This is a genomic window from Gemmatimonas aurantiaca, assembly GCF_037190085.1.
Lineage (GTDB): Bacteria > Gemmatimonadota > Gemmatimonadetes > Gemmatimonadales > Gemmatimonadaceae > Gemmatimonas > Gemmatimonas aurantiaca_A.
The window spans coordinates 272,276-294,688 of sequence record NZ_JBBCJO010000004.1 but is presented as its reverse complement, the minus strand read 5'-3'; the positions used below and the strand labels follow the sequence as shown (position 1 = coordinate 294,688).

Sequence of the window (22,413 nt, the reverse complement as noted above, 5' to 3'; positions counted from 1 at the left end):
CGCTTCATCCGGCCCGTCGCGCGATGTCGTCCGGGAGTGCGCGTCCGCGCAGCACGTCCTGAGGTCGACCTTCCGCCACGAGACGCCCGTCGCTCATCGCGAGAACCCAGTCGGCCTCTTCGACCGCCGAGAGACGATGAGAAACGATGAGACGCGTGCATCCGAGTTCCTGGATGCACCGGTTCACATTCCGCTCGGTTTTGACATCGAGTTGGCTGGTGGCTTCATCGAGCACGAGAAAATCCGGTCGATGCAGCAAAGCGCGCGCGAGAGCGAGTCGCTGTCGTTGCCCTCCGGACAGGGAAATGCCCCGATCGCCGATATGTGTGTGATATCCGAGCGGCATGGCTCTGATCTCCTGATCCAGACAGGCCAGGGACGCGGCCGCACGCGCCTCGTCGAGCGTCGCGTGGGGTATGCCGAGCGTGATGCTTTCGAGGATGGTGCCACTGAACACATCGAGCTCCTGCAGAACGGCACCGGTGCGTTTCCGGAAATGGCGAACGGTGTTTCCATCGAGAGGCTGGCCGTCGTGCAGCACCTGGCCAGCCGTTGGCGTCCACAAGCCGAGCAGGATCTTCGCAAGCGTGCTCTTTCCCGATCCTGTCGCGCCGATGAGTCCCAGTGTTCCGCCGGCGGGGATGACACAGTCGATCCCGTGCAGCACCAATGGCGCGGACGTACCGAACCGGAATTCCACGCTGCGACATTCGACACGACGTCCGGTTTCGGAGCGGCCGGCTTTCGAGCCGATGACTCCGACGACGGCCTGTTCCTCGAACGCGTCCACCTCCGGCTTCGAGTCGAGGACATCCATGATGCGTTCCATGTACGCGCCTGCGAGATGCAGTTGCTGGGCGGATTGCAGCAACGTGAGCACCGGTTGCACGAAGGACGTCACGAGCGTGACCGCGGCGAGCATTTCGCCCAGTGACATGGCACCCGTGTCGACCCGATGCATGCCCACCAGCAGCGCGGCGATGGGAGTCGCCAGCCGCACGCCGCCGAGTATGGCTTCGACCGTCGTGTTGAGCATGGTCGTTTCGAAGGCCACGTCCTGGTGATGAATGAATGCGGACCGCCAGCGGGCGAGCAGTGAAGCTTCCGCCGCGACCGCTTTGACGTAGGTGATGCCAGCCAGTGTTTCGACGGCACGACCATGTTCTTCGGCTTTCGCCGAGAGTGCACGGGACGCCAGCTCCCGTTGCCGGTGCATCGCGAACCAGATCATTCCCGTCTGCAGCAGTGCGGAGATGCCGGCGAGCACGGCAAGCGGTGGTGCGACGACGATCAGGAGCCCGAGATACCCCAGGGCCATCGGAGCATCGAGGCTGGCCGTGATCAACTGGGTGGTGAAGAGATCCCTGATGGCGGCGTTGCTGTTCAGACGCACCAGCAGATCGCCCGTGGTCCGCTGAAGAAAGAATCGATGCGGCAGTCTCAGGAGGTGATCGAAGAAGCCCGTGGAGACATGCCGATCGACCAGGCGTTGCAATCGGGCAATGAAGTTTCCCCGCAACCACGCCAGTCCCACCCGTGCGACGGTCACCGACATCAGCGCAGCGGCGATCGTCGTCAGGCCGTAGGCTTTCCACGTGACCGTGGAATCGACCAGGAGAGCCGTCGTGGCCGGCACGACGAGGCCGAACAGTTGCAGGATCAACGATGCGAAGGTGGCGGCCCCCAGATACCGCCGAGCGGTGGCAGGGGTGAAGAGCCACTGGAGATACCGGAGCAGGTGACGTTCCGGTGTGCGCGGACCGGGCTGGAAGACCGCATCAGGTTCGAACTCGACGGCGGTGCCGGAAAAGTCACGCGCCATGTCGTCGGGCGAGAGCGTGCGGCGGCCAAACGCCGGATCGAGAATGGTGGCCTGTGTCGCCGACATCGCTTCCAGCACGACAAAGTGTCGATCGCGCCAGTGCAACAGCGCCGGAAGATGAATCTGTGGGAGTTCGGATGCTACAATCCGATGCACCCGATGCTTCAGTCCCTCCTCTTCGGCCAGACGAAGCAACGCGGTCAGAGAGACGCCATCGCGACCCGCCACGATCCGCTCGCGCAGTTGACGCAGTGTGGTGTGTCGCCCGTAGTGTGCGAGCAGCATGGCCAGGCAGGCCGGTCCACATTCGACATCGGAAAGCTGTCGGACGGGCGCGATGCGTCGGGTTCGTCTCATCATGCCCTCCTGTCAGGCAGTGTGAGCGTCAGCACATCGACCACCTCTTCGCCGGCCAGTTGCAGCAGTCCCAACCCGATGCCGGCCAGACCGGTCATCAACCCCGGTGTTTCGATGCCCTTGGGAATGCCGCAGAGTGCACCGGCCTGCTCCATCGAATCGAGAATCCATTCGGCGAGACGATGGTGTGTGTGTGAACCCTCGTGAACGATGCCTGCGCGCCTGGTCTGTTCGACGAGCGCGAAGTTTCCCAGCATGCCGTGGCACAGGGAGTGGTTGCCGGTGAATCCATGTGCACACGTGTCCTGCAGCGCATGCTGGAGGTCGGGCCTCACCTGCTCAGCCAGCCGTTCGTCGCATGGGCTTCCGAGAATCCGAAGGCGGGCCAATCCGATGCCGGGCGCGCCGTGGCACCAGGCGTGCATGGTGGGCGGGAGCCCCTCCGGCGTGCGCGTGGCAATCGTTCGATAGTCCGGCCAGTATCCACCCGTCCGTTCGCGACCATCGCGTTCGTAGTTCATGGCCTGTTCGGCACAGGCGATGTAGTCGGGCCGATCCAGGAGCTGACCTGCCCGGTGCAGGGCGAGCGCCATTCCGGATGCGCCATGCGAAAAACCGGTGAGCGGCTGCGTGGCGTCGACGCGTGTATTCCAGCCGATGCCCGAGCGCTGCGGAACGGCTTTGGCAATCAGATGATCGCAGGCAGCCTGCAGGTTGTGGGTGAGGGTGGCATCCGCCGTGTGTGGCGCGCGCTGAAGCAGCGTGGTTCCCACGAGTACAAATCCTGCGACACCGGCAATGACGTCGAGCTGATCGTCCTGTGCGATGTTGTCGGCCGCCCGCTGGAGCAGCCGGGTGGTCATCTGCGCATATCGGGGCTCCTGCAGGACTTCCGCAGCGTGAGCGAGCACGAAGGCTCCACCACTCAGCGCATGAAACGCCCCTCCCATGAACGACGGGGCTATCGTGCGGTTGGTGTGTGCAGCCATTTCGTGTTCGAGCATGCCGGTGTACCGACGCAGGCAGGCATCGAGCACCGCCCGGGCGAGCGCGCCGGCGCGGGAATGGCCAAGCGTCCGATCGATCTCCAGAAGAAAAAGTGCGACCCCCAATCGACCGTTGTAGAGATCGTCTCCAAGGGGTTGCAGCGACCAATGCTTTTCGCGGAGCAGAGAGACGCCGAGCCAGTTCACGTCGGTGCCCTGTTCGATAGCCAGCGATGCCAGGCGATCGGCCATGTGGCGTGCGTACCGGCGTGCCCGGTTGCGCGAATCCCGCGATCGATGGACGATCGTCATCGGCGGGATCGGAGCCTCCGACACAATGCGTAGAGCACCATCGTCGTCGATGCCCCGGGATACCATGGCATCGATCTCTGCCCGCGCCGGCGCGGTGTGTGTCTCCACATCGAGTGTGGCCAGCGACGCACGGATGAACCAGCTCTGCCGCTCACAATCGGTCTGGTTCAGCGACGCGATGCGTCGCTCCACGTTCGTATAGGCACACTGGGCGAAGAACGCCGGGATCTCCTGGCCATCGGAAGTCCACAGGGACGTGGAGCCCGGGCGGGTGGTGAAGTGCGGAACATCACCACGCCAGAGATCCTCGAGTTCATGGCGCACGATGCGGGAGTACCAGGGTCTCGTTTCGAGCACGCGCCAGAGCGTCTCGAAGTGGATGTCCCGATCGGCGGCGTCCCGGAGGAGATCCGGATGAAAGGAATCACGCAGCAGTGTGGCATACACTTTCGTGTGCCGCAGTACCGCCCGTACGTCGACGTCTTTGAACGCCGCCAGCAAGCCGTGGGGTTGCAGCAGCCATTCGCGATGTTCGGCGATGTATCGATAGGCCGTTTCGAACCCTTGCACGAGGTGTTCGGTGAACGCTGCCGGATCGACCGGAGCATCCGTCATACGTGGCTGGTTCTTTGCCGCGGGCATTCTGACCCGCGCACGGGCGATGTGCATGGTGTCCTGCCCGATCTCCGAAAACACGGGCTGCTCGTCCGGCAGCAGTTGGTCCGCCATTCCCCCGACACCGCTCAGTTCGATGGCGTCTCCATCGGCATTGGGATAGCTCCAGCTTGGCAGGAGACCGACCCGCATGACCGATTCGTAGTAGGGTCCCCAGGCGCCGGTTGAACCGCTTTGGGGAGAAGCCGCGGAGTCGGTGTCTGCACCGGCGCGGGGATGAAAGAGTGCTTCGAGATCGACCAGCACCGGCGTGCTGCCGCTGGCGATGAGGTTCTCGAGGTGCATGTCGGTGGCATCGAGTGCATACAGCAGCGCGAGCTGCATGCCCAGACGTCGATAGAACAGCGCCACGTCGTCCTGTGACATGCAGGGTTCATGTTCGATGTAGGCGCTCCATCCATGAGTGTCGCGCGCCAGGTGTGAAGGCGTCGTCATGGTCCGATCGCCGAGCCCGTCGGCCAGCCATGTGAGCAGCTGCTGGTAGGCGATGTCCACGGCAATCGCTCTGGGCTTGTAGACGACGCGGTGCCCCGTGTCGAAGCCGAGTATGGTGACGTGTCGCCCTTCGCGATGTCTGTCTCCCGCACTGGGCCGAATCTCCCGCAGCATTCCCAGCGGACGTCCGCACAGCACGACCTGTTCGATGACCGGCTGGTCGGCGACCAGTCGCTCCGCGACTTCGGACCAATGCCGGACCCATTGATCGGCCGCCTGTCGGAGCGTGCGGAGCAGCACCGGGTACTCGTCGAAGAGTGCTTCCCGTATCTGAGAAGTGCCGAGTTTGCGAACGAAGTCCTGGAAACGCTCTTCGGCGGTGGTGCCGGTCAGTTGACCGCGCAGGCGCATGACATTCAGCTCGAGCACGAGCACTCTGGCCACATTTTCCGCGAACGTATTGGCGAGTGCGGGGGTGGTGAGTTGCACGAAGCTTTGTGTCGAACCGCAGATCGATGCGAGGCCGGGGATCCGATCGAGATGCAGCGACAGTTGCGTCTGCGCTTCGAGCAGTTGCGGCCAGGCGATGGCGAGAAATCCCTGGAATGGTGAAGGGTGGAGTGCACCCTGCGATGCATCGTGGTCTTCTCGTGCTTCGTCCGCTTGGCCTGCTTGGCCCCCGCCTGTGGATGCGAGTTCGCACCATGAGGGTCGAGTTGCCGGGATGTCGGACGTCCACGCGCCCGTGGCATCGAGGAGCCGAGTCAGATCGTCCGGTGTGAGACCATCGGTGGCGAGTCGCTGGGCGAAACGCGCGGGGTTGGCCGATGCGCAACGCTCCCGCCATCGTGTCTCCCGACGACGTACCGATGCCGGCGAAGGCATGGATGCCGACGACCGATCGACGAGGTGCGATGTATCGACGGCGTGCGCCATGGATCGCAGCAGGCGGCCTCGCTCGCGCAAGGTGAGCGCGCGTGCATACGCGGACTGGCTCAGTGTCGGACTGAACATGGGAGGGCTCGTGGAGATGGTCGATCGCGCTGAGGTGTGCGGGAGGGGGTGCCCGCACACCTCAGCAGGCGATCACGTGGGATCGCCGCAGACGGAACGGGTTGTCATCCAGACGCTGATGCAGCCACCCGTGCATCCCCCGGGCCCTTGTGTCAGTCCCCAGCAGGCGTTCGTGAACCCCTGGCAACAACCCAGGCTCAGCAGCCACTCGGAGGACTCCCCGCCTGCGATCTGTTGGAGGGCATCGGACGGGTCTTCCACGAGCCCCGCCGGATTGGGGGAGAGGGCCGCCTGGGCGTCACCATCGAGCGTGGCCCGGAAATCCTGGTCTTTCCAGGCGCGAATGAGTGTATCGGTCATGAGTGCTCCTTCTCTTGGACTGGACATGGTGAGCACGCATTGCCGTCGCTGATGGGGGGAAGCGCCGGCGCGTGCCGTGATCGTGCGCGCTCAGCATGGCGGTCCGGTGTCATTCGCCCGTCATTCTCGGGCGTTCGATTCATTGGTGGGGTGACCATTGTTTCGCGCCGGCAATCGGCGGCGATCGACGGCAACTGATGACAGGGACGGAATCGAACCGCCGACACGCGGATTTTCAGCACCTGAGTCATGTTATTGCGTTCGGCAAGTAGTTATTCCACATAGACTTACGACGTTGCCGAGAGGACCAGCCGGGTTTATGGTCAGGACTATAGTTGTGTTTAGTCCACACCAGTCCCCGACTGATGAGTTCCATCTACCTCTGCAATGACTTCTGGTACTACCAGACCTACGTCCCGACGACCACCGGGAAGAAGAAGGTCCAACGGTCCCTTCGGACTAAGGGCCGGTCGGTTGCCCTCCGTCGTCAGAAGGAATTCGACAACAAGCTGCTTCGGGAGCAGATACAGTTTTCCAGCCGTCAGAAGTACAAGGACTCCGTTAAGGAGTACCTGGCTCACCGGACCAAGCTGGCTGACAACGGTCAGCTCAGTTCCCACACCGTCCGGAGTGATAAGGGTTCGCTGAAGGAGTTTGAGAAGTACCTAGAGACTCTCCCGAAGCTGGTCCACCTGAACGAGTTCGACGACTCTGACCGGTCCCTAGAACTTTTGCAGGGCTTCGTGGACTATCGACGTGAGCAGAAGGTCTCCCCGAACACGATTCGTCGCGACCTCCGTCATTTGTCGATCATGTTCACCTTCTACGTTCGACCCCCACACCGGGTGTTGAGCCAGAGCCCGATAGCAGAGTTCCAGCTTCCCCGAGCTCAAGAACGAACCGTTCTCCCTGACCAAGCCAGTTGGTTGAAGCTGAGGACCTATCTTCGCAGCCAGGTCGAGAAGGGTGAAATCAACCTGACCGAGAACATCATCTTTGTTCAGATAGAAGCCGGCTGTCGTATCAGTGAAGTGCTGAAGCTCAAATGGAGTCGCGAGGACACCGACGTATCCGGTAGTGGTGACCAGTGGAGTGTCCTCGAGCAAGGCAACTCGAAGCTTCGTATCTACTGCAAACGCCGGGAACGAGTCGTTCCTATTGCGAAGCTCGGAGGACTGAAGAAGTTCTTCAATAGCATCCAGAACGGAGCCGAAGAAGGTTGGGTGTTCCCGTCTCCCCGGACAAGAAAGCCGTTGAACATTTCTCAGTTCAGCCGGTCGTTTCGGTCTCGACTCAAGCGAGCCAAGGTGACCAAAGAGTTTTCGTCACACGGGGTCAGACACGGTTTCATTTCGTTCTTGGTCAATAGTGGGTTGTCGTCCGACCAAATTGGGTGGATCGTTGGTCATTCATCCGCGGAAATCACCCGTATCTACAGTCATCCCGATACGGACTCGCTTTCAAAGATTCTTTCGAAGTTGAAGTAGACCAATCTTTAGCCCTCGTGTCATCGTGGACCAGTCCGAACCAACTGACATTCAAGGTTTTCACGTCAAGGCTTCTTTTGAAACACTGAGGCCTCACCTCGAAAGCGATCAATACCAGCATCTACTACGGGTGTGTCGTCTTGCAAACAACCTCACCTTTCTAGTCGGTTCAGGCAGAGACGCAAGAGGACAGTCTAGGAGTCGACAAACTCTGGCTGCTCGCAGTGGCCTCCTGCTCGTGATGTCGACGTTGCACGAGATGGTCGGCATGCTGGGCCCTCTCGGGAAATACTATCGACATCACCAAGCATGGAATCTGCTCGGGGCTTTCCTTGCAGAACCTGTCTATGAGAAGATGAAGCCCTTTCTCCGGCATGCGAGAAATAAGGCGGGTGTGCATGCTGACGCTCGACTGATCACCGATAGCCTAGCAATCTTCTCAGCAGACGCCCGATTCAACTATGAAAAAGAACCAGATATAGTGCTGGAGGACAACTCCACAGGTCACCTCATGGATCATCATTTCCATGCCGTTGACATTTTTGCCATCACATTCGCACTTCAGAAGCCCCTTCCCAATGCTGAGGAAATCGGAGACTTCTGCAGAAGACATGGCATGCCGTTCCCGGCTCTCACTAGCGGCATCACTGAAAGCGACTTGCCTGACAAGTTGGAACGGTCAATGGTTGCGACCACCACTTTGGCAGTAGTTCTCATTCGAGCAATTCGTGAGCTCGTCCACGCTGTTCATGTGGAGATGGGAGCGACTGTTGTCGCAGGTGACCGTCGGGCTGCAAAAGGTAAGAAGCGGAACACCACTCCACCGGTTTAGCAGATGAAGCCAAACAAGAAACGGCGAGAGAAAAAGGCAAGGAAGAGCGACAAGTCAAAAGTGACACCTGTTCGAGATGATGGTCTGACTCCAGAGGCTCGTGACTTTCTTCGCAGGAAGCAGTTCAGAGAAGAATTTCACATGGCGACTGACTATCAGAGCGTTAAACAGGCTATGCGTGAAGAAGCCTACGTTGAACTGGCCAGGCTAATGAAGTTGATGAACAGTCTCAGCTTTCTGTATCGTACCATTCGAGACAGCGACCTTGACTCGAATACCAGTCAAAATGTGATGGATCGGGTGAGTGGCAGTCTATTGCTCACTGCGACACTCGCTGAGGCAGTCAAACGGGTTGAGACCATTCAAGAACACTACAAGGACGATGCAGCATTTGCCGATCTTGAAGTGTTCTTGAATGATCCTTTGCTTACTGCCGCCAAGCCCTATATCCGTCTAGTTCGCAACCAGATCGGCTTTCATGCGGACCCTGAGTTCTTTACAGAGGGCTTGAAAGAAGGAGAACGAATCGGTGGGCTCAATGATTCAGACGCAACCGTATTGTTCGAACACAATACCAAATGGGATGCCCATGCGAATCACTACACCTTCGTCGATATCACGGCCTTCTTCTTCTCGTTGCGGGTGGAACTTCCGAGTGACGAGTTGTTGCTAGCGTTTCACTCCAAGTTGGAACGGCCAGCTCCTTACTGGAAATCATCTCCCAACGATTCCGAGATGCGTGACAGAACAAGACGTGCAATGTTGTCGACCAGTCTTCTATGTACTTCTCTCATTCCAGCCGTTCAGAGACTCACGAGAGCTGTTCATAAATCGATGGGTGCTCCTGCGAAGCCAGGGCCTCCACCTATCTACTCACCACAAAGCAAAGAATAGAGTCCGCTATGTCCAACAGACCAAATAATAAACGGCGGGCCAGGAACCTTCGTCGAGCACAAAGACTTTCCTCCAAAAGCCCACCGAAACCAGCCGACAACGACGATGTTGTAGGTGCTTTCAGAGAACGCCAGCTCGTTCGGCAAGAGGCAACAGACTATTACATCGTTGCCGACTATCAAGAAGTTTCAGAGAAGATGGGTCAGGAGAACTTTCTTGATTGGATGAAAGTACTTCGACAAATGAACAATCTTACGTTTCTTCTGGCCACCATCGTCCGAGGAGACAACGAGAGTGAACACACCCGCCATAACCTCGTAAGGATGACTGGTAGCATTCTTCTTATGTCTACCCTGTACGAATCCATCAAGACTTTGAAGGCAGCGCAAAGACACTTCTTCGACCACGAAGACTACAAGGCAGACTACAAACCCTTGCTTGATCTGCTGTCACACAAGGTCACCAAGGTAACTTTCAGCGGATATCTAGCTCGGGTTAGAAACGATATTGGCTTCCATGCATTGCCTGTTTTTGTGCAGGACTTGTCGGGTTTTGAGGGTGGATCAGTCACCTTCCTGCATCACACTGGAATCAGTCGGTTTGATGCACACTATACGTTTGTCGATTCACTGGCTATATGGCACACGTTGCTTAGTCGCAGTAAGCCAGACAAACCGACTCAGCCGCCGACTGCTAACGATTTTGAAGCTCTGTATGATCCCGAAGTGGAGAAAGACCCTAGAGATGATCTCCCGCTAGACAACGACTTGAGGGCCTTTCATTCCTTTACTAAACCGATCTTTCCGTACTACGAAGCCGAAGGGCCAGAAACTAAGTTGGAGAACCTAGTTCGACGCTCCTTCAACGTCACCTCCGCACTCTCATTCGCTTTGATTCGAGAGGTACAGCACTTTAGCAGGGCGATCTTTACCAACATCAAGGCAAAGTCATTGGCTGTTCCCAAAAAACCTTAACCCACAACCGCTAATGCTGTCGCTTGATGACTACCTTATCGACGTGGTGGTGAAGTCTGTTGAGTTGAGCAATTTGTCTGGTAGCAAGCACCTGTTTCACAATGAATTCACCAAAGCAGCTGTCACTACGCTGGAGAATAGACAGGCGCTGACCTTCTCGTTGTATGTAGCAGAAGGTACGACTCTCTTTGCTTGGGCTCTTGAGGGTAACGGAGATGAGCCCATGGCTAGAGCCGTCTTTCCATTCAAGCATACCGGGAACATTGACGCAGATGCCGTAGCCTTTTGGCAGTGTGTTCAGTCCATCCAGACTACGTTCACCAAGCTGGGACATGGGAAGCCATTGAAGAGCGAAGATGACTACCGCCCTTCTGAGGCTTACATCTACACACTGGCTCGATACATCGAGACTGAACAGGAAATGCCGAACAACTGGACTCCATCCTACATGGGTGTGAAGCCGGTGACGTTCTACATGGCTTGGGATTTTGAGAAGGATCGCTTGTGGCTGCGTGTTGAGTCTGACGACCACGACCGCTCACTACCTGACGATACCCGCTTAACGTTCACTCCATACTTCAGATCGGACTCTGGTGATGATCTAACCGACGATGTATGGCTGTCATGGACGTTGTATGCTCCATCACTGGGGGGAGACAACGAAGGACTTATCGAGTCCGGTTTGATCCCCTTCTATACCAGCGGTGACCTCGAACGAGATAGCTTGGCATACGTGAACTCCTTTGCCACGTTCCTTCGACTTAAGAGCCTGTTCCACAAAGCCCCGTAGAACGATAGAAGCCCCGGAGGTTGAGTCCGGGGCTTTCTTGTCTACTATTGGTCCGTCATCAGCTTGCAGTCCCTAAAGACCTGTGGGTGTCCCCCTACCCCGAGTTGGGAGTGTAAGAACTCGTGTCGTCGTACCCACTCCTGTTCTAGCCCGAACTCGGATAGGTAGATGTTCTGTCCAGCCCACACCCCGAGGACTGGTACTGACCCGTAGTTGAACGTGTAGCCGTCCAGCACCCACAGACTGAGTTGGTCGAACCGTAAGTGTGGCTTGGCTCTCACCCTTGAAGCACAGTGGGTCCAAGACCATTGGTAGTCTGACCGGTAGACCTCACGGTGCACGGCTCGGTAGGTGGAGTCGGGCTCGAACGATGTGCCGGCAGTACAGGCTACAGTTAGGCAAACAGCAATGAGGTAGCAGCAACAACGAGCTGCTTTACTAGCAATATCATAGATACAATTCCGTCCAGTTCAATAGTGTTTTTATTGGGTTCTCAAGTGTCATTGGTGGTCTCTGTTGACCGTTTCATTTGCTTGTTGATTGCGTACTGACTGATGTCGATTCCGTTGGAGGCTGCGAGGTACACCAGCCATTCCGTTGAGACGTTCGGGCCTTGTTCGAGCACATGATAGGCTGTCCAGACGTTCAGCACGATACCTAAGAGCACTCGAAGCTTCGTCGTCGGCAGTGCTAACAGAGCCTTACTCAACCACACGGAACTGCCATCCACGGTAGCGACCCTTGTAGACAATTCCTTGGGGTCTTCGTAAGAACTCCTGCAACGTTCTCATGACGATGTCGCAGGCTTTGCAGGTCAAGAACTTGCTTCGATATCGTTCGGTCCTGCCGTACTGATTGGTTACTTCAATTGGTATTGGTGTGTAGTCGTTCATTGTCCTCTCCATATGATCTACACATATGTATTCGACTGCGAGCGGAAACGCTCGGAGTTCGGCATGAGGCAAGCGGCTTGCTGTCACTCGTGCGATATCGCCTCATTCGAGCCGAAGTCAATTTCTTGACTTTTCCTCAGGAATTTTGCCATACTGCCAACTCACGGCGGTACTTCACAGCTCTCCTCGGAGAAACAATGTTTGCACCACTGAACGAAGAAGAAGTCAGGGTCTCTCAGTACAACAAGATGGGTCTAGATGGACTTTTCCTCTCACTGTCTGAGACAGATGAAAACGGTGTGCTAAAGTACCAGCACATGACCCATGAACAGCGATATGCATTCTTTCGTAGCCTTACATCACTGTTCGAATTGAAGAACTAATGTTTGTTGGCTTGTAGCAATTTCGACGACGAGACCCTTCTTAACGGGTATTTATGACGACGGCTGGCAAAACCCCGGCTTTCGGTATCTGAACTCAATGAGCTGACACGATACTGGAAGTCGGGGTTCTTCCGTTTCTATGAGTCAAATTCCACGGAAACGGTGTTTTTGTGTGGTACAGAGTTCGATACCGCGAGTCCGGTGTTGGTACTTCAAACACCACGATTCCGGGGAATTGAATTGCATGAACATTTCTCCCCTGAATTCAGTGTTTTGGACTGTACCCCACATATGTATATGGGATGATGTCAACGCCGATTGAAATTGCACACTTCTGCTGATTGAAATTGCACACTCGGCGGGGGGCCAGCCCAGGGGGGGGCGGTCAGCGCTCCTGCCGACGGGGACGCCGGGCGGGTTCAGGGTCCGGATCAGAGCGGCGGAGGGCCAGATCCCGGTGCTGCCGCATCCGGTAGCTGTTGCCGCGGATGTTCACGATGTGGCAGTGGTGGAGCAGCCGGTCGATGAGTGCGGCGGCCATGGTCTCATCGCCGAAGACCTCACCCCACTCCTCGAAGCCCTTGTTGCTGGTGAGCACCGTCGAGGCGTGTTCGTAACGGCGGCTCATGAGCTGGAAGAAGAGCTGCGCGCCGGTGCGTGAGATGGGCAGGTAGCCGATCTCGTCGATGACCATGAGGCTCGGGAAGACGAGCGTGCGGAGCCGACGGGTGAGATGTCCGGCTTGCTGCGCCTCTTCGAGCGAGGTGATGAGATCGGCCAGCGTCGCATAGTACACGCGCCGGCCGTACTCGGCGGCCGCAATCGCGAGACTGATGGCCAGATGCGTCTTGCCGACGCCGGGGGGCCCGAGGAAGACCACATTCTCTTTGCGGTCCAGAAAGCTCAGCGTGTGCAGACTGTCGAGCTGCTCGCGCTTGATGGTGGGCTGGAAGGTGAAATCGAAATCGCTGAGCGTTTTCACGGCGGGTAAGCGCGCGCTCCGCATCGCTGTTTGCAGGCGGCGCTGATTGCGCAGGCGAATTTGCGAATGGAGCACCGCATGAATCGCTTCGCCGGCGGCGAGCTGACCGCCATCGACTTGGCGGAGGATCTCGTCGAGCGCCTCGAGCGCGCCTGGCATCTTGAGATCGGCGAGCTGCGTCCGCAGGCGGTCGCGCAGGGAGAGGGGCACGGTCGCGGCCATCAGACGGCCTCGGCCACGAGGTCGGCATAGGCGCTCAGGCGACGCCGCTCCACCGCCACGGGACCGGCCACCATCGTCGTGCTGCGGGTGACCGGCGTCGGCTCCAAGACCAGCGAGCGATAGGGCCGCGCGGCGAGCGGCTGCAGCACGGTCGCCTCGTCGCGCTCGAGGCGCACCACCGGGCGCTCGCGCGTCGTGCCATGCACGCGGACATTGGCGACGGTGTCCAGCCACAGCGCCGTCTGCGCGGCGAGGTCGCCATCCCCGAGAAAGGTGCGGCCGTAGACGAAATTGTCGCGCAGGTAGTGCACGGGCCGCTCGACCTTCCCTTTCGTCTTCGCGCGATACGGGCGGCACGCGCGAATGCGAAACGCCCAGTGCGCGGCAAAGCGTGCGAACTCGGCATTCTCGAGGAGCCGCCCGCCCGTGCCGCGATGATCCTCGACGATCACGGATTTCATCTGGTCGAAGAGCAACTCCTGCGGGACGCCCCCGAAGGCCATGAAGGCGCGCTCCAGCGCCTGCATGACGGTCAGCGCGGTCTGCCGCGGGACCCAATCGACGTGCAGGAAGCGCGAGTAGCCCAGCACGGTCAGGACGGCGTAGCGCTTGCCCCACGGAAAGCGAAACTCGGCAAAGTCGAACTGCGCCTGCTGACCCGCCGGCGTCTCGAAGCGTACCACGGGCTCCGACGTGGGTCGCGGTCGCACGCGCCGCACGTACTCGGTCAATTGCGAGTAGCCCCCGGCATAGCCGGCGGCGCGGCACTCCGCGAGCAGGCGCACCGACGACAGCGCCGGAAACGCCGTCAGCCGCTCGTGAATCAACGGCTTGAACGGCTCCAGCTTGGCCGGCCGCGCCGCCCGCGTCCGTGGCGACTCGGCCGACAGATCGCGCTCGACCTGGCCGGTCTCGATGAGGTGATACACGAGGCGGCGACTGATCCCCAACTCCCGAGCAATGGCCGCCTTCGGCTGCCCGGACTCCAGTAAGTGCTTGAGTAACACCAGGGTATCCCGACTGTACACCGGCCTCCTCCCTCAAGGGCAGAAGGCCAAGATCTGACAGAGGAGCGTCGACCGTCAGACGCTCAGGAGGCGTCCCGAGTGTGCAATTTCAATCGGCGCTTCTGTGCAATCTTCAATCGGCACTGACAGATGATGACAAATTTGCCGCATCGTGGTTTAGCCTGGCTCGGTTGAGCAGATAGCTGTCCGGTGGTTCTGGAACCCCTACACCGGTACAAAGGCCAGTGATACCACGAGGAGCCCAAGACAGGACGAAGGGCACCGATACCGCATCCATTCGATGAGATGAGTAACGAAGACGCGATAGAGCAATGAAGGGTCTAACTAGCCCATTGCATTCTGAAAGAGCAGCAACACAACACAATCAGCATTTCATTTGATATCCGTTCAAGCGGTGTTGTCGGTGCAAACCCGGCAATCAGACTTTTCTCTTTCTTCTTCTTTTGAGTAGGCTTGTGGGCGATGAGCAACTAGACCCTCTACATGTCCGAGGGGTTTCTTGTTGTTTCTGTTTGGAAGTCAGTATGAGAAGGTTCAATACAATGTGAAATAGGGAAGGAATTGAAAATGACATTAAAGGAAATTCGATGGTACAAAAGACAGCTCTGGTTAGAACAGGATGAGATAGATGCTGCTACGTACCAACAGATGATGATAGAACTCGTGTTAGCTGAAAGACGGCTGAAAGCCAGACTGAAGACGAAGTAGGTGCCGGATACAACAAAGCCCTCCAGCTAGTGCTTTGCATGGAGGGCTTCGTCTTACCGCTCACTACATAGTCGTTCGTATCAACAGAATACGGCGATACTTGCCCCTTCCGAAGCGGGCTAGGATGTGCTGAGAACAAATGAATATTGCTATCAGGAGATCAGCGAGATCGTAGACTAGGAGTATTGAGTGGATCAGATGTAATAGAATTTGTACCATATAACTGGGGTTCTAATTGAATTGTCTTTTCGTGAATTCTGATTCCAGAAAACACGAAATCCCCAACTGCGAATCGCAGACCGGGGAAAGATTGTTGCACTACGTGAACCTTCGGTCGAGAGTCCTTAAGTAATAGCCTATTCTCCGTTTTTGTATTGTTGTGTGGCCGAGCCAGTGGCTAATTTAGGCTTATGTCAACTGACTCCAGAATGCAAGAGGGGCCTCCCACTTTCTTCGAAACCGACCCCGGAAGCCCCAACTGTCGTTCTGCTGCCCGAACGAATGCCGAACATCGTACGGAGACACCAGCCACCGGAGGTTCCCGAGGTTATAACGATTGCATTCAATTTCAGTTTGAGAGACGCAATGACAGTACATGAATTAGGCCCGACCCTATGGGTATTCGGGAGTATTGCAACCGTAGTGACCACCGTCGTGAAGACTCAGGGCTACCTACGGTCCCACATCAAACCCACCGAAGACAAAGTGGGTGACTTGTCGAACGATGTAACTGAGATGAAGACTAAGGTTCAGTTAGAGAACATCCGTTCGCAGGAACATTGGTCAGAGGTAAAGGAGTTGTTGGCTGAACTCCGAACCACTGTCGATGCTGTTCGACTGAACCAAGCTGAGGTGAAGGTTGCTCTGTTCGGTCACGATGGTTCCAACGGTATCCGGGGAGAACTCCGGTTACTCCGTGACGAACTCAAAGACCTTCGAGACAAGTAAAGAAGCCCGTATCCCTATCACGACATGGGGACGGGCTTTTGTCTTGCCAGGCAGTCAGCCAGAGGGGCCTACAACAGTCCTTCAAGGATCAGTTTGACCTCTGTTTCGACTTCCTTCCGGTTCGACTTCTCCGTGATGAACCCGAAGTTGATAGAGGTCTTCCGCTTGTTGCCCCAACCGAGAGTCAGGTTGTCCGACTTCCGAATAGTTGGTGGCCGATGGATGAAATACTTCTCTGAGAGTTCATCGAGCACTCGCATAACAATGGCTTGAACTTCGGTCTTCTTAGCTGACTGACTCACCGTGTTTTCCTCGTGGTGTGTGTAGTGACACCACGACTATACGGGGCTAGCTGGCTGAAACGACAGAGGGGGAGACAATCGTCTCCCCCACCGTTTATAGTCGCTTTTATAGTCGGCTTATATCCCCGTCGGAGGATCGCCTACAGAGTGGCTAGGGACGGAATCGAACCGCCGACACGCGGATTTTCAGTCCGCTGCTCTACCAACTGAGCTACCTAGCCGAATCCCAACCCGGCCGGCCTCGTTGCTGTCCGGCCGCCGGGAGCCTCGGAATATATCCCAGCGCCTCCCAAAGGGAACCCGTCCACCGAGCACCCGTCCCGATCGTCAGGGCATCTTCGCGCGGTGTACGCTTCCCACATGGGCGTTTATACGGCGGTTGATGTGTCGGCATGCCACATGATCACCGCTCAGGGCTTCCGCGTCAGCGTCATCTCGAACATCCGGGTCCAGCTCTTCCCGTCATCGGTGGACGTTTCGCCGAGCTCATGCCACTCCCCTCTGGCCGTGCGCGTGATGGTGTACCGCGTGCGATGGCCCTCGCCATCGGCATACCCCCACACAAAGCCTTCTGCACCCGTCGGTTCGGCGGTGAACTGCTGCGCCTGACCCGAGCCGCTCGACGAGAAGAAGACGAAACGGCCGCTGATGCCATCGTACGCGAGCATGCCGGCGGCATTGAACACCAGCCGCTCGGGTTGATCGGGCGCCATCTTCATCGAACCGCGCCCCTGCACGATCAGCGCCGTGTTCATGGCCGCGCGTTGCACGGATTCGCGCTGCGTGAGATTGAATGTGCGGCCGCCGTTGATCGCCTTCGCAGGCCCTTCCCACTCCCCTTCGAGCCAGGCGAAGCGGGCCATGGCTTCCTGCGCGGTGCGCAGCGTGGCCGCCCGCTGTTCGGGCGTCTGCGCACGCACGGTCCGAGGCGCGGACACCGCCGCCGCCAGCAATACACCGCCGGCCAGCACGACCGTTCGGTGGGAAACTCCAGAAATCGCGGAAAACAGGCTCACGGAACGCTCGCGGTGAGGGGAGGCGCATGGCGTCGCAATGGACGCGCGGGACACCACAACGCTCGCACGGGGCCCGACCGGCGTCTTGTAGAAATCCGACAGCCAGGGCCGGCAATCGGCGCAATCGACAGCGCCCATCCGGCAGTCCGACAGTCCGACGCCAACATCCGACGCCAACATCCGTCCGCGAACGTCGGCCCGATGCCGACGCGGTGGTCAATCCACCAGTCCGCCGTGTTCGATGATGTCCAGGCGATCCTTGAGACGCGTCGGTGAGAAGTGCGTGAAGCGTGTCACCTCCCGCGTCAGATGGGCCTGATCGCTGTACCCCGACTCCGCGGCCACCCCTGACCATCCCATGCGTTCGGTGAGTTGCTCCTCCACCACGCGGCGCAACATGCCACGCCCGCGTCGCACCTGCGCAAACTGTTTGGGCGTGATGCCCACCAGGGACACAAAATGCCGCTGCAGGGTGCGCGGATGCACACCCACGGCTGCCGCGACTTCGGTCATGCGTTGCTGGCCGTTGCTGGCGATGAGCAGATCCACGGCCTGCCGCACGGCGTGCGCCATCGAGGTGCGCAACACGTCTGCCTCACGGGCACGACGCTCGGCGAGACGTCGGGCAATCCAGGCGTCGTAGCAGCGATGCACCGCCGCATCATCGACGCATGCCGCCACCTGTTCACCGAGTGCCCACGCCGCATCGCCCAACACCTCGCAGGCATCGACGAGGCGATCGCATACCCGCGCCGGCGCAATATCGAGGAACGCGGCACCACTCTCTGGACGGAAGCGAATGCCGCGGGTACGCACGCCCAGACGCAGCGGCACATCGTAGGGCTCGAGCATCGCGCCATGCACGCGCGTGGTGATCAGGGTCGTTCCCAGACACACGAACACCAGCGTCACGCAGCCGTGCGGCCACACCCGATGCACAAAAGGATCGGTGGGCAGTTCGAACACATCGAACGCCCAATAGGCCGCGGCCACGGACTGCGCGTCGGCGCCGGGCGGCGTCTCGACATAGCGCAGTCCGCGCGTATCCTCAGGCATTACGCGGTGGGCCGACCCGCCACGTACTTCGCCGTGATGATGCTCTTGAGACCACCGCGCACCTTGAAGTCACCGACGACCGTCAACGCGGCCGGTTCCGTCGCGGCCACGAGATCGTCGAGAATGCGATTGACGACCCGTTCGTAAAAGATGCCGTCGTTGCGGAAGCTCCAGAAATACAGCTTGAGGCTCTTCAGTTCGACGCACTTCGCCGCGGGCGTGTACGTCACGCGGATGGTCGCGAAGTCGGGCGCACCACCTTCGAGCAACTTGAGTTCGATCGCGTCGGTCTCGACGCCGCCGAGTGGACAGAGCGACGTGAACTCGTCGGTCTCCATGTAAATTTCATACGCCCGATCCGGATAGGGATTCGGGAAGGTTTCCAGCAGTTCGGGCTTGGGCATGCCGCAATTTACACTGCCCAGAGGTCGATCAGACGTCTGAAATCAGAAATCGGACGGAGATAGGAAGCAGGGTGCAGTGGTCAGAGGTCAGAGATCCGAGCACTTCGCCGGCAGCCGGGTTTCTGACGCGAGAGGTCTTAACCCAGCAGGGTGCAGGAAGCATGCACCAGCAGCATGCACCAACGCCCCGCGTCAGCCGGGGCGCAAAGCCCGTGGCGCACACGTCGCGCCGTCGCCGTCAGCGCTCAGAATTCTGAACTCTGATCACTGCACCCTGCTTCCTATCTCCGTCTGACCTCGGAACTCTGATATCAGACCTCTCACGTCTGACCTCTGACGCGGTTCAGTCGCCGCGCAGCTTCCTGGACCACTCGTCCAGCAACAACCGCTCGTCCGCGGTGAGACTGTCCATGCCCTCGGCCGCGATCTTGTCGAGCACGGCGTCGAACGCCGTCTGCGCGGAGGGCGGCGCGACGACCGCCGGCGCGGGACGCGACGGAGCGGCCGGTCGCACACGCGCGACGGCGGCCTTGCTCTGCGCCACGATGTCGTCGATGTCGCGATCACGTTCCCGATCACGTGAACGGTTGCCGGACTTGGGCACCGCACGCGGCGGCTCGTCGCCATAATCCGGCGCCGGCGCGATACCGCGGCGGAACCGATCGAGACTCCCCGCGCTCGGCGCGCGCAGATAGATCCATCCCGCCACCATGCCGCCGATGTGCGCCGCGTACGCCGTGCCGCCCAGACTGCCAAAATCCACCACGGCCATCGTGATGTTGATCAGCGCCATGAACACCACCAGCCACCGCACCTTCATCGGCACCACACCGAAGAAGAGCACCTCGTCATCGGGCCAGCGTGAGGCATACGCCACAGCCACCCCGAGCACGGCCGCCGACGCGCCCACCAATGTCCCGCCGCTGCTCTGGAACATGTAGTGGAATGCCCATCCGCCGAGTCCGCACCACAGGTAGTACCAGGTGAACGTGCTGGCGCCCCAGGCACGCTCCACGCGCGGACCGAAGAGCCAGAGCGTCCACATGTTCAGCGCCAGGTGCATCAGGCCCCCGTGCACGAACATGTACGTCACCACGGTCCACAACGAACGCGACGCCAGATCGCCGGCGGAATAGCCGAACCAGCGCGCCATGTTCGCATCACCCACCAACGTCGCCTGAACGAAATACACACCCACGCACAGTCCGATCAGCCAGTACACGGCGCTCGGTGTGCGGGTGGGTTCGAATTCGTCGTAAGTCGCGTACGCCATGGGAGTGGACGAGGTCGCGGGAAACCGTTGGGGGTCAGCGCTGTCGGTCGGCGAGCGCCAGAAGGACGATGCGCTCACAGAGATCGGGAAACAAGACACCCGCTGCCGCGGCCGCCTGCGGGATGAGACTGGTCGGCGTCATGCCCGGCAACGTGTTGGCTTCCAGACACCACGGCTGCCCCTGAGGGTCCAGCCGGAAATCGATGCGGGCGTACCCCCGCAGTTTGAGCGCATGGAAAGCCCGCCGGGCCTGATCGGCCAGCTTCGATTGGATCTCCGGAGACAGTTCGGCCACGAACTCTTTCGCCATCCCCGGCGTGTACTTGCACTCGTAGTCGTAGAGCTCCTTCACCGGCTGGATCTCGATGGTGGGCAGGACCACGTCGCCCAGAATGCCCACGGTCAGCTCCTGGCCGGGCACGAACCGCTCGATCATCACCTCGTCGTCGTAGCGGAACGCCTCGGTCACTGCCGCCGCCAGCTCATCCGGCGCCCGCACGATCGACAGGCCCACCGTGCTCCCCTGCTTGGACGGCTTCACCACCACCGGCCAGTCGAGATGACGGCCCACCTCGGGGGCATCCAGCCCATCGGGTGAGCCGGGGGCCGGCGCCATGATCCAGTTCGCCGTGGCCACGCCCGCCGAACGCAGCACCACTTTCGAGAGATGTTTGTCCATCGCCAGGGCGCTCGCCAGATGACCGCTGCCCGTGTACGGCACGCCGACCATGTCCAGCAAGGCCTGCACCGTGCCGTCCTCTCCCTGTCCACCATGCAGCGCCAGAAACACGCAGTCGGCATCGGTCACCTCGGGCATGGTGCCCAGCACCGGCGACAACGAGCGCGCCTCGAGACCGGCCAACGCCTCCAGCGAAGGCGGCGCGCTGCCCACGCCATTCGCGAGCAGTGTACGCTCGGTCTCCCTCGTGAGCACACCCTCGGCGGGGTCGAGACAGATGACGTCGTGTCCTTTCTCCCGCAACGCCACGGCGATGCGCAGTCCCGACGAGAGAGACACGTCACGTTCGGCGGAGACACCGCCGAGCAATACGGTGATGCGGAGAGGCTGGGCCATTCCACAAAGCTACCGCGATCGGGCCAAACCACTATGCGGACTTCCGTGATCCGCGTCGCAGGACGCGGTCGCCCGGGCGTGGTCCCCTCCGGCGCAGGACGATCGGCGCCAGACGATCAGCGCGACGGCATCAGCGCGACGCCGTCAGCGCCGATCCAGTTCCAGCGCGTCTTCCAGCGCGAACCGGACGATGCGCTCCAGCATGGCCACATCCGGCACCCGATCCCACTCGCGCAGAATCACCACCCGGTCGAAGGGGTCGAGCGTGACATGTCGGCCGGTGAGCGGCGCGGCGGAGTCGACGGCGATCCAGGCCTGCCACAGCGTCAGCCCCCGGACATTGACCACCACCCCATGCGCGTCTTCCCACGTCGAGGGGCGAGGGTCGGCAAACAGGGCGGCCAGACGCCCACGACTGTATTCGCGGAGCGGCTCGCCCAGGGCATCGGTGAACTGATCGATGGCGCGGATCATGAAATTCGGAGCGGGACGGCAACCGGCACGGACGGCATCGTCAGGGACCGGTGGTGTTCTGGAGACTCGGAACCGGGACCGAAGTAACAGCCGGGCAACGGCTGCCAGCCGGGTACGCCACGGCAGTATCCCCGGCGGCATGCCGGTTCCGAACGATTTTGTCGCCGTGACACGGACAAGAGGCCCCGGGTATGGTGGGCTGACGGATCGAAACCCCCTCAGCCCGGAACGTCATGAAACACCCCCGGTTACCCCTGTCACTTCCGCTCGTGATGGCCGCGTTGCTGGCCTGCTCGGCTACACCGAGCGCGGTCGATGATATCGCTGATGGATCCGTGAACGCGTCGCAGATTGTCTCCGGCACGCTCGACGTCACGGCGAACCGTCCGAACCTGATTCTCCGCAACACCACCGAAACGATCGTCGCGTACCAGATGATCGACGAAAATCTGCTGGCCCTCGCGCTCATGGCTCCCTGTGACACCCGGTGTCCACAGATTGTCCAGGGTGCGTCGGCGACGGTGCCGTACACGACCATCGCCGGATATTCCGACGCAACGAAGAACGTCCGTATCGTGTGGTGGACACTGCGGCGCGCTCCCGACGGCACGCTGCGTGTCGACGGAGATCCGCAGTCCAAACGCGTGACGCTGTGATCGTCCGACACGACCACATGACACTTTCATTGTCCGACCGCATCTGATCAGGGTA

At 59.6% G+C, this 22,413-nt stretch carries 17 protein-coding genes and 1 tRNA gene; 6 read left to right on the top strand and 12 right to left on the bottom strand.

What is annotated here, in order from left to right:
- Window positions 1-4: 4 nt before the first annotated feature.
- From WG208_RS05435 to WG208_RS05425, 3 genes are all read right to left on the bottom strand, one after another.
- On the bottom strand, window positions 5-2,179 hold the full coding sequence (locus tag WG208_RS05435) for a peptidase domain-containing ABC transporter (RefSeq protein WP_337170320.1): 2,175 nt from the start codon (window positions 2,177-2,179) through the stop codon (window positions 5-7).
- Entirely contained in the window at window positions 2,179-5,601 is a 3,423-nt protein-coding gene (locus WG208_RS05430) for a type 2 lanthipeptide synthetase LanM family protein (protein WP_337170319.1), read from the bottom strand. Before WG208_RS05430 ends, WG208_RS05435 begins: the two co-directional genes overlap by 1 nt.
- Before the next feature lie 72 nt (window positions 5,602-5,673).
- Window positions 5,674-5,961, bottom strand: coding sequence for a mersacidin/lichenicidin family type 2 lantibiotic (locus WG208_RS05425; RefSeq protein ID WP_337170318.1), 288 nt, complete (start codon window positions 5,959-5,961; stop codon window positions 5,674-5,676).
- 365 nt (window positions 5,962-6,326) lie between these two features.
- Here WG208_RS05425 and WG208_RS05420 point away from each other — a divergent pair, with 365 nt between their 5' ends.
- From WG208_RS05420 to WG208_RS05400, 5 genes are all read left to right on the top strand, one after another.
- Window positions 6,327-7,448 carry a tyrosine-type recombinase/integrase gene (locus WG208_RS05420; protein WP_337170317.1) on the top strand — a complete coding sequence of 374 codons (1,122 nt, stop codon included), beginning with the start codon at window positions 6,327-6,329 and terminating at the stop codon, window positions 7,446-7,448.
- 241 nt (window positions 7,449-7,689) lie between these two features.
- Window positions 7,690-8,280 carry a hypothetical protein gene (locus WG208_RS05415; protein WP_337170316.1) on the top strand — a complete coding sequence of 197 codons (591 nt, stop codon included), beginning with the start codon at window positions 7,690-7,692 and terminating at the stop codon, window positions 8,278-8,280.
- Between the two features lie 3 nt (window positions 8,281-8,283).
- On the top strand, window positions 8,284-9,174 hold the full coding sequence (locus WG208_RS05410) for a hypothetical protein (protein WP_337170315.1): 891 nt from the start codon (window positions 8,284-8,286) through the stop codon (window positions 9,172-9,174).
- Window positions 9,175-9,182: 8 nt separating this feature from the next.
- Window positions 9,183-10,148, top strand: a complete 966-nt coding sequence (locus WG208_RS05405) for a hypothetical protein (protein ID WP_337170314.1) — start codon at window positions 9,183-9,185, stop codon at window positions 10,146-10,148.
- Window positions 10,149-10,161: 13 nt separating this feature from the next.
- A complete protein-coding gene (locus tag WG208_RS05400; protein ID WP_337170313.1) occupies window positions 10,162-10,938 on the top strand; it encodes a hypothetical protein in 777 nt (258 codons plus the stop codon).
- A 1,661-nt stretch (window positions 10,939-12,599) separates the two neighbouring features.
- On the opposite strand, the gene istB is transcribed toward WG208_RS05400, so the two are convergent.
- From istB to WG208_RS05355, 9 genes are all read right to left on the bottom strand, one after another.
- Window positions 12,600-13,418: an IS21-like element helper ATPase IstB gene (gene istB, locus WG208_RS05395; protein WP_337170312.1), complete on the bottom strand. Its 819-nt coding sequence runs from the start codon at window positions 13,416-13,418 to the stop codon at window positions 12,600-12,602.
- Window positions 13,418-14,446, bottom strand: coding sequence for an IS21 family transposase (gene istA / locus WG208_RS05390; protein ID WP_337170311.1), 1,029 nt, complete (start codon window positions 14,444-14,446; stop codon window positions 13,418-13,420). Before istA ends, istB begins: the two co-directional genes overlap by 1 nt.
- A 2,106-nt stretch (window positions 14,447-16,552) precedes the next feature.
- Window positions 16,553-16,625: transfer RNA gene (locus WG208_RS05385), tRNA-Phe, on the bottom strand.
- Between the two features lie 189 nt (window positions 16,626-16,814).
- Complete coding sequence (locus WG208_RS05380; protein ID WP_337170310.1) at window positions 16,815-17,420, bottom strand: hypothetical protein; 606 nt, start codon at window positions 17,418-17,420, stop codon at window positions 16,815-16,817.
- A 216-nt stretch (window positions 17,421-17,636) separates the two neighbouring features.
- Complete coding sequence (locus WG208_RS05375; RefSeq protein ID WP_337170309.1) at window positions 17,637-18,476, bottom strand: helix-turn-helix domain-containing protein; 840 nt, start codon at window positions 18,474-18,476, stop codon at window positions 17,637-17,639.
- A complete protein-coding gene (gene queF / locus WG208_RS05370; protein WP_337170308.1) occupies window positions 18,476-18,880 on the bottom strand; it encodes a preQ(1) synthase in 405 nt (134 codons plus the stop codon). Before queF ends, WG208_RS05375 begins: the two co-directional genes overlap by 1 nt.
- A gap of 343 nt (window positions 18,881-19,223) precedes the next feature.
- Window positions 19,224-20,153 carry a rhomboid family intramembrane serine protease gene (locus tag WG208_RS05365; RefSeq protein ID WP_337170307.1) on the bottom strand — a complete coding sequence of 310 codons (930 nt, stop codon included), beginning with the start codon at window positions 20,151-20,153 and terminating at the stop codon, window positions 19,224-19,226.
- Between the two features lie 34 nt (window positions 20,154-20,187).
- Window positions 20,188-21,228 (bottom strand): D-alanine--D-alanine ligase, encoded by a 1,041-nt coding sequence (locus WG208_RS05360; RefSeq protein WP_337170306.1) that lies wholly within the window; start codon window positions 21,226-21,228, stop codon window positions 20,188-20,190.
- Window positions 21,229-21,372: 144 nt separating this feature from the next.
- Window positions 21,373-21,702, bottom strand: a complete 330-nt coding sequence (locus WG208_RS05355) for a hypothetical protein (RefSeq protein ID WP_337170305.1) — start codon at window positions 21,700-21,702, stop codon at window positions 21,373-21,375.
- Window positions 21,703-21,935: 233 nt separating this feature from the next.
- On the opposite strand from WG208_RS05355, the gene WG208_RS05350 reads away from it, so the two are divergent.
- Window positions 21,936-22,358 (top strand): hypothetical protein, encoded by a 423-nt coding sequence (locus tag WG208_RS05350; protein ID WP_337170304.1) that lies wholly within the window; start codon window positions 21,936-21,938, stop codon window positions 22,356-22,358.
- The last annotated feature ends 55 nt before the right edge of the window (window positions 22,359-22,413 follow it).

What these genes read in the sequence shown, in the direction of transcription:
- WG208_RS05435 (WP_337170320.1), bottom strand. Translation starts at nt 2,179, where the DNA reads ATGAGACGAACCCGACGCATCGCGCCCGTCCGACAGCTTTCCGATGTC.
- WG208_RS05430 (WP_337170319.1), bottom strand. Translation starts at nt 5,601, where the DNA reads ATGTTCAGTCCGACACTGAGCCAGTCCGCGTATGCACGCGCGCTCACC.
- WG208_RS05425 (WP_337170318.1), bottom strand. Translation starts at nt 5,961, where the DNA reads ATGACCGATACACTCATTCGCGCCTGGAAAGACCAGGATTTCCGGGCC.
- WG208_RS05420 (WP_337170317.1), top strand. Translation starts at nt 6,327, where the DNA reads ATGAGTTCCATCTACCTCTGCAATGACTTCTGGTACTACCAGACCTAC.
- WG208_RS05415 (WP_337170316.1), top strand. Translation starts at nt 7,690, where the DNA reads ATGTCGACGTTGCACGAGATGGTCGGCATGCTGGGCCCTCTCGGGAAA.
- WG208_RS05410 (WP_337170315.1), top strand. Translation starts at nt 8,284, where the DNA reads ATGAAGCCAAACAAGAAACGGCGAGAGAAAAAGGCAAGGAAGAGCGAC.
- WG208_RS05405 (WP_337170314.1), top strand. Translation starts at nt 9,183, where the DNA reads ATGTCCAACAGACCAAATAATAAACGGCGGGCCAGGAACCTTCGTCGA.
- WG208_RS05400 (WP_337170313.1), top strand. Translation starts at nt 10,162, where the DNA reads ATGCTGTCGCTTGATGACTACCTTATCGACGTGGTGGTGAAGTCTGTT.
- istB (WP_337170312.1), bottom strand. Translation starts at nt 13,418, where the DNA reads ATGGCCGCGACCGTGCCCCTCTCCCTGCGCGACCGCCTGCGGACGCAG.
- WG208_RS05375 (WP_337170309.1), bottom strand. Translation starts at nt 18,476, where the DNA reads ATGCCTGAGGATACGCGCGGACTGCGCTATGTCGAGACGCCGCCCGGC.
- queF (WP_337170308.1), bottom strand. Translation starts at nt 18,880, where the DNA reads ATGCCCAAGCCCGAACTGCTGGAAACCTTCCCGAATCCCTATCCGGAT.
- WG208_RS05365 (WP_337170307.1), bottom strand. Translation starts at nt 20,153, where the DNA reads ATGGCGTACGCGACTTACGACGAATTCGAACCCACCCGCACACCGAGC.
- WG208_RS05360 (WP_337170306.1), bottom strand. Translation starts at nt 21,228, where the DNA reads ATGGCCCAGCCTCTCCGCATCACCGTATTGCTCGGCGGTGTCTCCGCC.
- WG208_RS05355 (WP_337170305.1), bottom strand. Translation starts at nt 21,702, where the DNA reads ATGATCCGCGCCATCGATCAGTTCACCGATGCCCTGGGCGAGCCGCTC.
- WG208_RS05350 (WP_337170304.1), top strand. Translation starts at nt 21,936, where the DNA reads ATGAAACACCCCCGGTTACCCCTGTCACTTCCGCTCGTGATGGCCGCG.